This window comes from Kribbella antiqua, from assembly GCF_004345665.1.
Classification (GTDB): domain Bacteria; phylum Actinomycetota; class Actinomycetes; order Propionibacteriales; family Kribbellaceae; genus Kribbella; species Kribbella antiqua.
Map to the genome: position 1 here is coordinate 459,071 of NZ_SLWR01000006.1, position 12,608 is coordinate 471,678.

A 12,608-nucleotide genomic window follows, 5' to 3' on the forward strand; every position below is an offset into this window, starting at 1 on the left:
TGGAGGGATGGGCATTGAGTGGCGGAAATGCTCGGAGTTAGTGTGTTGCAAACAACTATGTGCAGGAGCGAAATGACTGACCTACGGTTCGGTGTGGTGGGACTCGGCGCCCGGAGCCGCATCGCGCAGCACGCACATCAGCCCGGCGAAGGGTCCGAGATCGTCGCTCTCGCCGACCCGGTCGCGGCCCAACGGGACGCGGCGCGGGAGCAGTACCCGGACGCGACGACGTACGCCGACTACACCGAGCTGCTCGACCTGAAGCTGGACGGTGTCTTCCTGACCACCCCGGACGACCTGCACGAGGATCCGGCGATCGACTTCCTCCGGGCCGGGGTTTCGGTGTTCGTGGAGAAGCCGCTGGCGATCACGACGACCGGCTGCGACCGGGTTCTCCAGGCGGCGTACGACAGTGGGGCCCGGCTGTACGTCGGCCACAACATGCGCCACATGCCCGTCGTACAGACGATGCGGGATCTCATCCAGTCCGGCGCGATCGGTGAGGTGAAGGCGATCTGGTGCCGGCACTTCGTCGGCCACGGCGGCGACTACTACTTCAAGGACTGGCACGCGGATCGTCGCCGTACCACCAGTCTGCTGTTGCAGAAAGGTGCTCATGACATCGATGTGATGCACTGGCTGGCGGGCGGCTACACGACTCGTGCGAACGCCTTCGGCGGTTTGACCTTGTACGGCGGGATCGAGGACCGTCTCGACAGGTCCGGCCAACGGTTCGCCGACTTCGTCTCCGAGGACAACTGGCCGCCGCTGTCGCAGACCGGGATGGCGCCGGTGATGGACGTCGAGGACCTGTCGATGGCGAATCTCCTGCTGGACAACGGGGTTTACCTCACCTACCAGCAGTGCCACTACACGCCGGACTACTGGCGCAACTACACCGTCATCGGTACGGCGGGCCGGCTGGAGAACTTCGGCGACGGGCCGGGCGGTGTAGTGAAGGTGTGGAACAGCCGCCGGTCCGGGTACCGCGAGGACGCTGACCAGGTGGTCGAGATCCCCGATGCCGAAGGCGGTCACGGCGGCGCCGACCCACGACTGGTCCGCGAGTACATTCGCTTCGTCCACGAGGGCGGCGCGACGCTCACCTCCCCGATCGCCGCCCGCGCCGCGGTCGCCGCCGGTTACGCGGCCACCACATCCCTGCGCGACAACGGCACTCCGATCGACGTCCCGCCCCTGGACCCGGCGTTAATCGACTACTTCGACAACGGCCAAGTGCTACCATCGCCGTCGTGATCAGGTACGCCGCCATGCGAATGCTGAGCCCTCGATGCGGAGGACTCTAGCGGCGTACGCACGTGATGCTTGCAGCTGAGAGGCCTCCTGTGTCGGGGGCCTCTCTTCATTTGTCCTCAGCTGCAAACATCAGGAGCCGCTATGTATCCGATCACCTACATCACCGACTGTTCCGACGGCAATGCCCGGGCCAGGCTGAGCACCCGCATCGGCGCCTTGTTCGGTCAGACACCGACAATCGTCGCCGCGGACGGACCTGACCCGGAATCCTTCGCCGCGTTGACCCTGCTGGACTGTTTGAGATCGACGGAATCCCTTGGTGAGCAGGGATTTCCGACCATCACCCTGGTCAACATCGCGCCGCGGGACGGTCACTGGCCGAACGGTGTGCCGTTCTGCTATTTCCACAACGGGCGACATCTCGTCGCCAGCACTTTCAACGCGCGGGTCTTGTCGCTGGTCCGCCGGGAGCTTCACATCTCCGAGGTCTATCTCACCGACGTCCGCGAGGTGGTGGAATCGGCCGGTCTCGACAACGTCCAGAAGATTGTGGATACGCAGTTCCGCAGCCTCTGGTACCTGCCACTGCTGGCGAAATGGGTCGTCGACGACCGCCCGGTGCCCTCGACGCCAACCGCCGTACCGATCACGACCGCTGACGAGCCGACGGTCAGCGTCATCGACAACTTCGGCAACTGCAAGTTCGACTGCGGCCCCGACGCGATCGGCTTCGCCGTCGGCGACTCGCTCCCGGTCGCCGGCCGCACGCCGAGTGGCACGATCACCTTGACCGACGTCACCTGCTATCCCCACCTGACCGCCGTACCCGAGGGAACCCCGGGCCTCATCCCCGGCAGCTCAGGCACCAACTTCATAGAACTGGTCATCCGCGGCGTCTCAGCCGCCGCCGCATTCGGCCTCCAACCAGGCGACGCCCCCTTGCGGAGGTCTTCCGAGGAATACGCAGCTTGACCCTTCGGCCGACCGCCGGCGGCGCCGCGGCTCATCAGGGTGCCAGAGGCGGGATTTGAACCCGCACGCCCGGGGGCACCGGCACCTAAAGCCGGCGTGTCTGCCGTTCCACCACTCTGGCTGAGGGAGTCGCCTCCCCGTCGGAAGACATCCTAGGGGAGGCGACCTCGTTCAGCGGCTTTGGAGTGCGTCGATGAAGACTTCGCGGAGGTCGGTGGGGTTGCGGGTGACGTAGGACTGGCCGCCGGTGGCCGCGGCGAGGCGGCGGAGTTCATCGGCGTTGACGTCCGGGCCCATGCCGAGGGCGATGATGCGGACCGGGCGGGCCGGGTCGCGCAGACCCTCGAGCACCTTGATCGCGGAATCCAGCGTGGGGCCGTTCGGGTCGTCGTTCTGGCCGTCGGTGAAGAGCAGGATCGAGTTGACGGCGCTGGAGTCGTACTGCTGCCGTACTGCGCGGACCGCGGCGATCGCGGTGTCGTACAGACCGGTGCCGCCGTTGGGGACCGCGTGCTGGACCCTCAGGTTGTCGACGATCTTCTTGCGCTGCCGGTCCGACAGTGGCGCGATCGGGACGAGTTCCTTGTAGTCGGCGCCGTCCGGCCCGATCTTGGTCGAGAACGTCCACAGACCGAGCGACGCGCTGTTCGGGAACAGCGCCAGGCCGCCGGAGGCCGCCTCGATGGTGAGCTGCATCCGGGTCTTGTTGCCGACCTTCTCCGCCATCGAGCCGGAGATGTCGATCACCGCCAGCGAGTGGGTGGACAACGACAGCCGGGTCCAGTTCAGCAGCGTCTTGTCGATCGCGTCGGAGGTCGGCTTGGTCAGCTGGGTGATGTCGCCGACGCCGCGGCCGCCGCTGAGCGGGCTGATCAGGCGGTCCCGGAAGCCGGCGTCCTCGCGGGCCTGGCTCGCGCTGTCGGTGATGAGCTCGGTGCCGAGCGCCTTGGCCGCCTCGGTGACGGCTTCGGCGTCGGACTTCGAGGTGACCACGATCGGGTAGTCCAGCACCAGCGTGCCGGTAGCCGGTACGACGGCCTTGAGCTCGGACTCCGGGTGGTCTTCCTGGTACTTCACGAAGCTCTGCTCGGAGGCCGGTACGACGAGCGTGCTTCCCTCCTGGTTGGCTCTGCCGAACAAGGCGGCTGTATCGGTGTACGGCTTCGCCATCGAGCCGAGCCGCTGCGCGAGCGGCACGATCACGCCCGCCACCTGGGTGTCGGACGCCGACGTCTTCGTCCGCTCGGCCTGTACGGCGAGCAGTGCGAGTGCGCCGGGCGACGTACTGAGTGGGTCCAGCAGGGCCGGCTCGGCACCGGCGAAGGAACGCAGCCAGGACGAGGTGTCGGCGAAGTTGGAGTTCCGGCCGACCAGGACCAGTGGAGAGGTCGCGACGGACGGTACGGCGATGGTCGGGACGGTCTGCCCGTCGTCGGCCTGAGCGACCCAGAGCGAGGAGTCCGGCACCCACAGGTCGGGCCGGTTGTCGCTGCCGCTCGCGACGTCCTGGGCGACCTTCGCCGAGGTTGCCGCGCTGATGGTGAACTGCAGACACGGGGTTCCGTCGTCGCCACCCTTGCTCGCCAGCGACTTCGCCGCGGCCTCGAGCGAGGATTGCAACTCGGGCGTCGTGCTCAGGCTGACCTGCGTCGGGTCGTCGCACGAACCGCTACCGCCGAGGAAGCCGTCCGCGCCGGACTCCGAACCGAAGGAGCGGACCACGAACACGGCGCCCAAGGACAGCACCAGAAGCCCGAGCGCGGTGATGTACACCGGACGACGGTTGTTACTTCGTGTCACCGCAGAGGAGTGTTTTCCCATCGCGGCAGGTCCCTCCCTCCCAGAGGCTGACTGCGCGCGCAGATTACCCGGTTTCGGCAGGTCAGAGCGAAGGACGAGACGATTCTTGACACACCCGCAGCTGAACGTTGACGGCCCCGGGAGTACCGGTCTTTCACAGGAACGCTGTAAAACTCACCCACGGTAGCGCTGCCGCTGCGGTGCGCTGAGATTTAGGCGTGATCCAAATCACACCGGGATCTTTGCTCAAACGACCGTTCCATGGACCAACCACATGAAACGGTCGAAGGTTTCCCTCCGGGTCAGAGGCCGAGGTCGCGGCGGAGTTTGGCTACGTGGCCGGTGGCTTTGACGTTGTACTGGGCCACGGCGATCTTGCCGTCGGGGCCGACGACGAAGGTGGAGCGGATGACGCCGGTCACCTTCTTGCCGTACATGGTCTTCTCGCCGAAGGCGCCGTACGCCGTCAGGACTTCCTTGTCCGGGTCGCTCAGCAGCGGGAACGTCACCCCGTCGCGCTCGCGGAACTTCGCCAGTTTGGCCGGCTTGTCCGGTGAGATGCCGAGTACGGCGTACCCGGCGGCCTGCAGCGAGTCGAGGGAGTCGCGGAAGTCGCAGGCCTGCTTCGTGCACCCGGGCGTCATCGCGGCCGGGTAGAAGTACACGATCACGTTCTTCCCGCGCAGGTCCTTCAGCGCCACCTCGTTGCCGTCGGCATCCGGGAGGGTGAAATCGGGTGCGGTGTCGCCGGCGGACAGGCGTTCGGACATCGGTCCTCCATGATCGAGTCGAGGTGCCCTGTCATGTTACGTGCGGGAAAACTGACGGGCGTTACAGGTGCGAGGCGCGGCCAGGTTTGTGAGGATGCGCAGATGAGCGAGCGAAGCGAGGTCATCATTCAGCACAGCGCCCTCCGTGCCTCATCCGCGCCCGGAGCGAAGCGAGGACGTGGATGAGCCCCGCATCCTCCCGCCTCGCGGGTCCGCAGTTGTTCGCCGGGTATCTCGATCCGCGTCGCCCGCACGCCGGTGCGTACGACGAGATGTTCGACCCGGTCGACGGCGTCCGTACGGCGTACAAACGGCTGCACGACTCGCTCGAACCACTGCAGCCCGCGGACCTCACCACCCGCGCGGAGGCTCTCGACCGGGCGCTGGTCGACCAGGGCATCACCTTCTCCCTGTCCGGGCAGGAGCGACCCTTCCCGCTGGACCTGGTGCCGCGGGTGATCACGGCGTCGGAGTGGTCCCGGCTGGAGCGCGGCATCGTGCAGCGGGTGCGGGCGCTGGAGGCGTTCCTCGCGGACATCTACGGCGAGCAGCAGATAGTGGCGGACGGCGTACTGCCGCGCCGGCTGATCACCTCCTGCGAGCACTTCCACCGGCAGGCGGCTGGCATCGCGCCGCCGAACGGCGTGCGCATCCACGTGGCCGGCATCGACGTCGTACGCGACGAGCAGGGCGACTTCCGCGTGCTGGAGGACAACCTGCGCAGCCCGTCCGGGGTCTCCTATGTGATGGAGAACCGCCGGACGATGGCCCGGGTGTTCCCGGACCTGTTCGCCAAGCACCGCGTACGCGCGGTCGGCGACTACGCGGTGCACCTGCTCAGAGCCCTGCGCGCCGCGGCTCCACCGGGTGCCACCGACCCGAATGTCGTCGTACTGACGCCAGGCGTCTACAACAGCGCCTACTTCGAGCACTCGCTGCTGGCCCGGCAGATGGGTGTGGAGCTGGTCGAGGGGCGGGACCTGTTCGCCAGGAACAACGTGATCTACCTGCGCACCACCGAGGGCGAGCAGCGGGTGGACGTCATCTACCGGCGGATCGACGACGAGTTCCTTGACCCGGTGCAGTTCGAGCCGGACTCCGTCCTCGGTGTCGCGGGCCTGGTGAACGCGGCGCGGGCCGGCAACGTGGTGATCGCCAACGCGATCGGCAACGGCGTCGGCGACGACAAGCTGGTCTACACCTATTTGCCAGAGATCCTGAAGTACTACCTGGGCGAGACGCCGCTGCTGCCGAACGTGGACACCTTCCGCTGCTGGCTGCCCGCAGAGCAGGCAGAGGTGCTCGACAGGCTGGACGAACTCGTCACCAAGCCTGTGGAGGGCTCTGGCGGCTACGGCATCGTCTTCGGACCAGATGCCTCACCGAAGGAGCTGGCAGCCCAGCGGCGTCGGATCAGGGCCAACCCGCGCGGCTGGATCGCGCAGCCCGTCGTACAGCTGTCCACTGTGCCGACCAAGGTCGGTGAGCGGTTGCAACCCCGGCATGTGGACCTACGGCCGTTTGCGGTCAACGACGGCGACTCGGTGTTCGTCCTACCGGGCGGACTGACCAGAGTGGCGATACCCGAGGGCAGTCTGATCGTGAACTCGTCGCAGGGCGGCGGGTCGAAGGACACCTGGGTACTGGCGCAGCGCGCCTCCGGTGAGGACGCCGAGCTGCGGGGACGCGGGCTGGGCGCGGTCAAGTCCGACGAGGCGTCCACGCCGGAGCAAGGTCCTGAATTGAACCTCGCCCAACAGCAGCAGCAACAGTGATGAGGAGGTGCTGACGATGCTTGCACGCAACGCCGAGTCGCTGTATTGGATCGGCCGGTACGTCGAGCGTGCGGACGACACCGCGCGGATTCTCGACGTGTCGGTCCACCAGCTGCTCGAAGACGCCACCGTGGACGCCGACACCGCCAGTCGCCGGCTGCTCGCCGTACTGGGCATCACACCGCCGGACGGTACGCAGCTGGACGTGTGGACGCTGACGGAGCTGGTCGCGATGTCGCCGGAGACCGGGTCGATCGTGTCCTCGATCGCCAGTGCGCGGGAGAACACCCGGGTCGCTCGTGAAGTCGTGTCCAGCGAGCTGTGGCAGTGCATCAACTCGATGTGGAACGCCGTACCGGAGCGGCAGCGGGCTGCGCGCCGGGTAGGGCCGCACGAGTTCTTCACGTTCGTGGAGGACCGGGCTGCGATGTTCGCCGGGCTGGCGGACTCCACCATGAGCCGGGACGACGGCTGGCGCTTCCTGGTGCTTGGCCGGTCGGTGGAGCGCGTGGACATGATCGTGCGGCTGCTGATGTCCAGAGTGGGCGACAAGCCGACCTCACCGGGGTGGGTGACAGTACTGCGTTCCGCCGGTGCTCACGACACTTACCTACGGACGTACCGAGGCGCACTCGATGCGTCCAGGGTTGTGCAGTTCCTCTTGATGGACAGGCTGTTCCCGCGATCCGTGTTCCACGCGCTGAGCAAGGCCGAGTCCTGCTTGGAGGAGCTGGACCGCGGGCCGTCTGCGCGGATCGGTGCGAATGCTGAGGCCGCCCGGCTGTTGGGGAAGGCCCGGAGTGACTTGGAGTTCCTGCGACCGAGCGAGCTGCTGGACGACCTCACTGGTCGGCTGCAGGTGTTGCAGACGACAGTGCGCGAGGTGGGTGAGGCTGTGTCGCGGCAGTACTTCCACGCCGTGCCGTGGATCGAGTGGAACAACGCGGAGGTGAACCTGTGAACTGGCGTCTCCGGGTCGTGCACACAACCGGCTACCGCTATGCGACAGCGGTCACACAGTCCTACAACGAAGCACGGCTCACACCGCGCAGCGACGACCGGCAGAACCTCATGGTGTCGCGGCTGGAGACAGTGCCCGCTGCCAGGGGTTACAGATACACGGACTACTGGGGCACCGAGGTCAACGCTTTCGACCTGCACACACCGCACACCGAGCTCAAAGTAGTCGCGGCCTCTGTGGTCGAGACAGCCGAGCAGCCGCTGCCCGCCGTCGACGCAACCTGGTCCGACGTACGAGCGCCAGAGTCCGTCGACAAGTACGCCGAGTACCTCGAATGGACCACCTACGTACCGAAGCATCGTGAGCTCGGCGCAGTCGCCAGGTCGTTGCGCAAAGGTCGTACGCCGCAAGAGACGGTCCTGGTCGTGTCCAAGTGGGTGCACGACACGCTGAAGTACCAGCGCGGGACCACTGGGGTGCACTCCTCGGCGGTTGACGCCTGGCAGGCCGGAGAGGGCGTCTGCCAGGACTACGCGCACCTCACGCTCGCCATGCTGCGTGCGGTCGGGATTCCAGCGCGCTACGTGTCCGGCTACCTTCACACCAAGCCCGACGCCGCAGTGGGCGAGACGGTCGTGGGGGAGAGCCATGCGTGGGTGGAGGCGTGGACCGGCGACTGGTGGGGCTTCGATCCCACCAACGACATCCCCATCGCGCATCGCCACGTGTGGGTCGCCACCGGTCGCGACTACGGCGATGTCTCGCCGCTGAAGGGCATCTACTCGGGCGGGGCAGCGACCGCGATAGAGGTCACCGTGGACATGACCCGCTTGGCCTGACAACCCGAGGGACAAATTTCGCATCGAGATAAGTGGAGGCGCCTATCGGCGAACCCGGAGCCCTAGAGAACCGGAGCACCACCATGAACCCGCTCACACTGCTCGCCGCAGCGACCGTCCTCACCGCAGCGGCGGGGACCGCGACCACCGCGACCGCGATGCCGGCGCGGATGGCCGACTGCCTGGCCGACACCGTGATCACGGTGCCCGCCTACCCGGCCGTGACCAACGGCGAGTTCTACACCGACCCGCTCGCCGTCAGTCCCTCGGAGAGCCGCTACACCATCTCGGCGTACCTGAATCAATGCCTCGGCACCGAGACGCGGGTCACGGTCTCCCGGCCGGACGGCTCGCAGTCCCACCGGGTGCTGCTCGACTACGTCTGCGACCGGGCGGACTGCCGTGGCACCATCGACGGCGTCGACCAACTGTCCTACGCGACCGCAACCGGGCCGTGGCGGATCACCAAGATCGATGCCGATGGCCGGACCGTGAACCTGGCTAACCCGGTGTACTTCACGATCAAGCGGGCGACCGTGGCCACGCTGTCTGTGCCCGCCGTCAACGTGCCGGCCAAGCCGCGTGCGACCGGTCGGGTGACCTACTGGACGGCCGCCGGGACCCAGTCGCCCGTGCCAGGCCGGCGGGTGAACATCCGCACCATGGGCAGCGCACCGCAGACTGTCGCGACCACGACAACCGACAGCAACGGCCGCTACTCGGTGACGGTCCCGGTCGCCCATGGGACTTGGCTCGAGGCCGCCGTACCGAGCACGTCGACGCTCGGCTGGGACCTGAGCAACAGCTACTACGTGAAGATCCTGCACCCGACGTCGATCACCGGTACGGCGGCGCCGACGTCGGCCACCGTGATCCACAACGGCACGAAGATGTCGACGTACGGGCACCTGAGGGTGCTCACCAACGCCGGCAAGTCGATCCCCTTCGCCAGCCAGAAGGTGGTCGTGCAGACCCGGCCGAAGGCCAACCCGTCCGTTGGCTACAGCACGGTCGGTACGGCGACCACGACCAACACCGGGTACTACTACACGAACTGGAACGCGACCGTGGACGCCGATGTCCGGGTCGCCTTCAATTCGCCGTACCAGACGATCACAGGGTCCTCCCGCTGGGTGCGGAGCATCGACGTGCAGTAGGACACGGCCTGGCGTGTGGTGGAGTAGAGCCATGCGGGCGATGACAGTCAGGATCGGAAAGGCCGACTCGGCCGCTGTAGGTGAGGTTCCGGAGCCGCCGGCGACTGACGGCTCGGTGTTGGTCGAGGGCCTGCTCACAGGCATCTGCGGGACCGACATCGAGCTGGTCTCCGGCCACTTCGGCAGCGGCCGGCCGGGGCACGGACCAGTTGGTGATCGGGCATGAGTCGCTAGGTCGAGTGCTGGAGGCACCGGCGGGCTCTGGCTTCGCGTCAGGCGATCTGATCGCCGGTGTGGTCCGCAGACCCGACCCAGAGCCCTGTCCGGCCTGTGCACGCGGCGAGTGGGACTTCTGCCGCAACGGGCTCGCTCGATCCGGCGTCGATCGACGTACAGCTGGACGCGCTGACCCGGCAGCTGGTGGTTCGCAACGCCGCACTGGTCGGGACGGTGAACGCGGCCAAGCGGCACTACGCGGACGCCGTGGACATCCTCCAGCGAGCCGATCGGGCCTGGCTCGAGCGGCTGATCACCCGGACCGTGCCACTGTCGGAGTGGCCGGGCGCATTGGTCCGGGAACCGGACGACATCAAGGTGGTCGTCGACTTGCGGGCATGACCTGCGAGGATGGGAGCACGCAGGGCAGGCCCGGCCAGATAAAAAGACAAGCAAGGACCGGGGCAGGTCCAGGAGAGTGAAGGGAGCGCCGACCGTGTCGGACACGCAGGCTCGGACCGCCGAGCAGATCGAAGCGGACATCGCCGCCGCCAGGGCGCGACTGGCCTCGACCGTGGACGAGCTGGTCGACCGGGCGCACCCGAAGAACGTGGCCAAGCGGCAGGTGGAGCAGGCCAAGTTGCAGGTCTTCGACGAGCGCGGTCAGCTGCGGACCCAGAAGATCGTCGCGGTCGGCGGGGCCGCTGTCGGCGTGCTCGCCGTACTGCTCCTGGTTCGCCGGCTGGTGGGTCGCCGGTGACTCCTCGCAAGAAGCTCTCCGACGACAAGCTCCCGATCCGGATGCTGCACGACCGGGTGCTGGTCTCCCTCGAGGCCGAGGGCGAGCGGAAGTCGTCGGCCGGCATCCTCATCCCGGCCACCGCACAGATGGGCCGCCGGCTCGCCTGGGCGAAGGTGGTCGCGATCGGCGCCAACGTGCGTACTGTCGAGGTCGACGACCGGGTGCTGTTCGATCCCGAGGACCGCGCCGAGGTCGAGGTGCGCGGCGACGACTACATCTTGCTGCGCGAGCGCGACCTGCATGCCGTGGCTGCCGGCCGTCTGGAGGACGGCCAGACGGGGCTCTACCTGTAGGTGTAGACAACCTGAGCCGCGGCCTCACCCGATCCCGTACAGCCGTGCGGCGTTCTCACGCCCCCACAGCGTTGCCACTCGTGCAGCGTCGACCTCCGACCAGTCGCCCTGCTCCACGAACCCCCCGAGCACAGACGAGACCGCACGCCGCCACAGCGTCGCTCCAAGGAAGTGCAGCTCCGCAGGCCCAAAGGCATCGGAGGAGTAGAGCAGCTTGGCGAACGGCGCCAGCTCCAGCCCTTCCGCGAGTACGGCGGCCGCCCGCGCTCCGACGTACATGGTCGTGAGGCCCAGGTCGAAACTCACGTGTGGGAAGACGTGTGCGAGGTATCCGGCCTCGCGGTGGAAGGGGTAGCAATGCAGCAAGACCACCTGTGTGCCCAGCGGCTCGATCTGGCGCAGCCACTCGGTCAGCAGCAACGGATCAGCTGACCGCAGCTGAAGGTCAGTGTCACCGAACCCGACATGCAGCTGCAGCGGCAGACCGCGCCGTACACCCGTCCAGAGCAGCCAACGCAGCAGCACTGGGTCCGTGACCCGGCCTGTCTCGCCGGACGCGTACCAGCGATCCAGTGCGGTCAGTACGTCGGCACTACTCGGCTCGGCCGGGTCGAAGTCGAACCCATGCCGGTAGGCAACGATGCTCTTCAGCCCGACCGCACCAGCAGTCCGCTGCTCCAGACGTCGTACGAACGCATCCGGTACGGCGGTGACGGTGGACTCGTGGGAGACGACGTACTCGAGCTCGGACTCCAGCCGCACGACCTCATGCGCATGTGCGTCACTCAGGCGGGCCAGCTCGTCCACACCGGTCACCGCATCGCCCTGGTAGCCCGTGTCGACCAGGTAGTCGCTCACGCCGCTGGCACCGAGGAACAGCTGGCTCAGTGATGCCTCGTCCAGCTTGGCTCGCGCAGCCAGGTAGTCCTCGGCCGAGGCATGCGGGTCGAGGTCGAGCAGGGGAGCGCAGTAGCGACGGATCGCCAGGCCCAGCTGGGAATCGAACGTCGACATCCACGGCGGGACGGGCCGGTCCGACTCGGTGATCAGCTGTTCGAAGCCGGCACGGCCGAGCGGTCCCCGGTGGACCCCGTGCACGTGGTGATCGATCAGGGGCAGGTTCGCAACGTGGTCGGCCAGCTGCTCAGGAGACATCACACACTCGCTTGCACACGTCGTCGTCGCTCATGGCCTCCGGCCACTGTTTCGGTTCGGGTTCGTCCAGCCCGCTGAGACCAGCATGGACCAGCCCGGCGATCACGATCCAGGGATTGGATGTCGCGTCGCAGCCGCGGTGCTGGAGGTTGAGCTGCCGGGCGGGATCGTCGGTCGCCGGGCAGATCCGGACCAGCGCCTCACGGTTGCGCTCGGCAACGAACGCGCCGGTCGCGCCGCTTGATCAGCGGCTGTCGATCGCGGCCGCCGTCCATCGTTCCGACGACGGCCGCGACTCGTGGCATCCGGAGCAGGAGATCCCCGTCAGCGCCGCTCTCGACGCCTCCACTCGCGGCGGCCGCACGCCGTACGAGGGTGCGGCCGCAGATCTCGTCGTACCCGCGGAAGACCCGCTGACCGCCTCGGCCCTCCGAACCATTCAGGTTCACGCCACCCTTGTGGCCGCTGGACCTGGCAGTCCTGACCCCATTTGGTGGGTTCACCAGCCAAATTGTGGGGCGGATTCACGCGGTGGTTGCAACACCGGGTGGTTTTGACTGGTCGGATAGTAGCTTGTCGAGGGCTTCGGCGGGGGTGCGCCAGTGGAGGCG

Annotated in this window: 15 protein-coding genes and 1 tRNA gene; 10 read left to right on the forward strand and 6 right to left on the reverse strand. The window is 67.3% G+C overall.

What is annotated here, in order from left to right; translation table 11 throughout:
* Nucleotides 1–72: 72 nt before the first annotated feature.
* Complete coding sequence (locus EV646_RS19965) at nucleotides 73–1,257, forward strand: Gfo/Idh/MocA family protein (RefSeq protein ID WP_132150646.1); 1,185 nt, start codon at nucleotides 73–75, stop codon at nucleotides 1,255–1,257.
* A 141-nt stretch (nucleotides 1,258–1,398) separates the two neighbouring features.
* The gene (locus tag EV646_RS19970) at nucleotides 1,399–2,229 is read left to right on the forward strand and encodes a hypothetical protein (RefSeq protein WP_132150648.1); all 831 of its coding nucleotides are present in this window, start codon (nucleotides 1,399–1,401) and stop codon (nucleotides 2,227–2,229) included.
* 40 nt (nucleotides 2,230–2,269) lie between these two features.
* Here EV646_RS19970 and EV646_RS19975 read toward each other — a convergent pair.
* From EV646_RS19975 to bcp, 3 genes are all read right to left on the reverse strand, one after another.
* A tRNA-Leu gene (locus EV646_RS19975) sits at nucleotides 2,270–2,350 on the reverse strand.
* Nucleotides 2,351–2,400: 50 nt separating this feature from the next.
* Complete coding sequence (locus EV646_RS19980; protein WP_241996186.1) at nucleotides 2,401–4,029, reverse strand: substrate-binding and VWA domain-containing protein; 1,629 nt, start codon at nucleotides 4,027–4,029, stop codon at nucleotides 2,401–2,403.
* A gap of 302 nt (nucleotides 4,030–4,331) precedes the next feature.
* Nucleotides 4,332–4,799, reverse strand: a complete 468-nt coding sequence (gene bcp, locus EV646_RS19985) for a thioredoxin-dependent thiol peroxidase (RefSeq protein WP_132150652.1) — start codon at nucleotides 4,797–4,799, stop codon at nucleotides 4,332–4,334.
* 182 nt (nucleotides 4,800–4,981) lie between these two features.
* On the opposite strand from bcp, the gene EV646_RS19990 reads away from it, so the two are divergent.
* From EV646_RS19990 to EV646_RS20020, 8 genes are all read left to right on the forward strand, one after another.
* Nucleotides 4,982–6,574 carry a circularly permuted type 2 ATP-grasp protein gene (locus EV646_RS19990; RefSeq protein WP_132150654.1) on the forward strand — a complete coding sequence of 531 codons (1,593 nt, stop codon included), beginning with the start codon at nucleotides 4,982–4,984 and terminating at the stop codon, nucleotides 6,572–6,574.
* 16 nt (nucleotides 6,575–6,590) lie between these two features.
* Nucleotides 6,591–7,535: an alpha-E domain-containing protein gene (locus EV646_RS19995; RefSeq protein WP_132150656.1), complete on the forward strand. Its 945-nt coding sequence runs from the start codon at nucleotides 6,591–6,593 to the stop codon at nucleotides 7,533–7,535.
* Nucleotides 7,532–8,374 (forward strand): transglutaminase family protein, encoded by an 843-nt coding sequence (locus EV646_RS20000; RefSeq protein WP_132150658.1) that lies wholly within the window; start codon nucleotides 7,532–7,534, stop codon nucleotides 8,372–8,374. The genes EV646_RS19995 and EV646_RS20000 overlap by 4 nt, the downstream gene beginning before the upstream one ends.
* 83 nt (nucleotides 8,375–8,457) lie before the next feature.
* Nucleotides 8,458–9,531: a hypothetical protein gene (locus EV646_RS20005; protein ID WP_132150660.1), complete on the forward strand. Its 1,074-nt coding sequence runs from the start codon at nucleotides 8,458–8,460 to the stop codon at nucleotides 9,529–9,531.
* 40 nt (nucleotides 9,532–9,571) lie between these two features.
* Nucleotides 9,572–9,757, forward strand: a complete 186-nt coding sequence (locus tag EV646_RS40150; RefSeq protein WP_241996187.1) for a hypothetical protein — start codon at nucleotides 9,572–9,574, stop codon at nucleotides 9,755–9,757.
* Between the two features lie 104 nt (nucleotides 9,758–9,861).
* Nucleotides 9,862–10,149 carry an MDR/zinc-dependent alcohol dehydrogenase-like family protein gene (locus EV646_RS40160; protein WP_241996188.1) on the forward strand — a complete coding sequence of 96 codons (288 nt, stop codon included), beginning with the start codon at nucleotides 9,862–9,864 and terminating at the stop codon, nucleotides 10,147–10,149.
* 94 nt (nucleotides 10,150–10,243) lie between these two features.
* Complete coding sequence (locus EV646_RS20015) at nucleotides 10,244–10,507, forward strand: DUF3618 domain-containing protein (protein ID WP_241996189.1); 264 nt, start codon at nucleotides 10,244–10,246, stop codon at nucleotides 10,505–10,507.
* Nucleotides 10,504–10,842 carry a GroES family chaperonin gene (locus tag EV646_RS20020; protein WP_132150664.1) on the forward strand — a complete coding sequence of 113 codons (339 nt, stop codon included), beginning with the start codon at nucleotides 10,504–10,506 and terminating at the stop codon, nucleotides 10,840–10,842. Before EV646_RS20015 ends, EV646_RS20020 begins: the two co-directional genes overlap by 4 nt.
* Before the next feature lie 24 nt (nucleotides 10,843–10,866).
* Here EV646_RS20020 and EV646_RS20025 read toward each other — a convergent pair whose 3' ends face one another.
* Genes EV646_RS20025 through EV646_RS20035 form a run of 3 tightly spaced genes read right to left on the reverse strand, consistent with a single transcriptional unit; the run spans nucleotide 10,867 to nucleotide 12,446 of the window.
* Nucleotides 10,867–11,997: an amidohydrolase family protein gene (locus EV646_RS20025; RefSeq protein WP_132150666.1), complete on the reverse strand. Its 1,131-nt coding sequence runs from the start codon at nucleotides 11,995–11,997 to the stop codon at nucleotides 10,867–10,869.
* Nucleotides 11,987–12,193 (reverse strand): hypothetical protein, encoded by a 207-nt coding sequence (locus tag EV646_RS41000; protein WP_199237082.1) that lies wholly within the window; start codon nucleotides 12,191–12,193, stop codon nucleotides 11,987–11,989. The genes EV646_RS20025 and EV646_RS41000 overlap by 11 nt, the downstream gene beginning before the upstream one ends.
* 4 nt (nucleotides 12,194–12,197) lie before the next feature.
* Nucleotides 12,198–12,446, reverse strand: a complete 249-nt coding sequence (locus tag EV646_RS20035; protein WP_132150668.1) for a hypothetical protein — start codon at nucleotides 12,444–12,446, stop codon at nucleotides 12,198–12,200.
* Nucleotides 12,447–12,608: the final 162 nt, after the last annotated feature.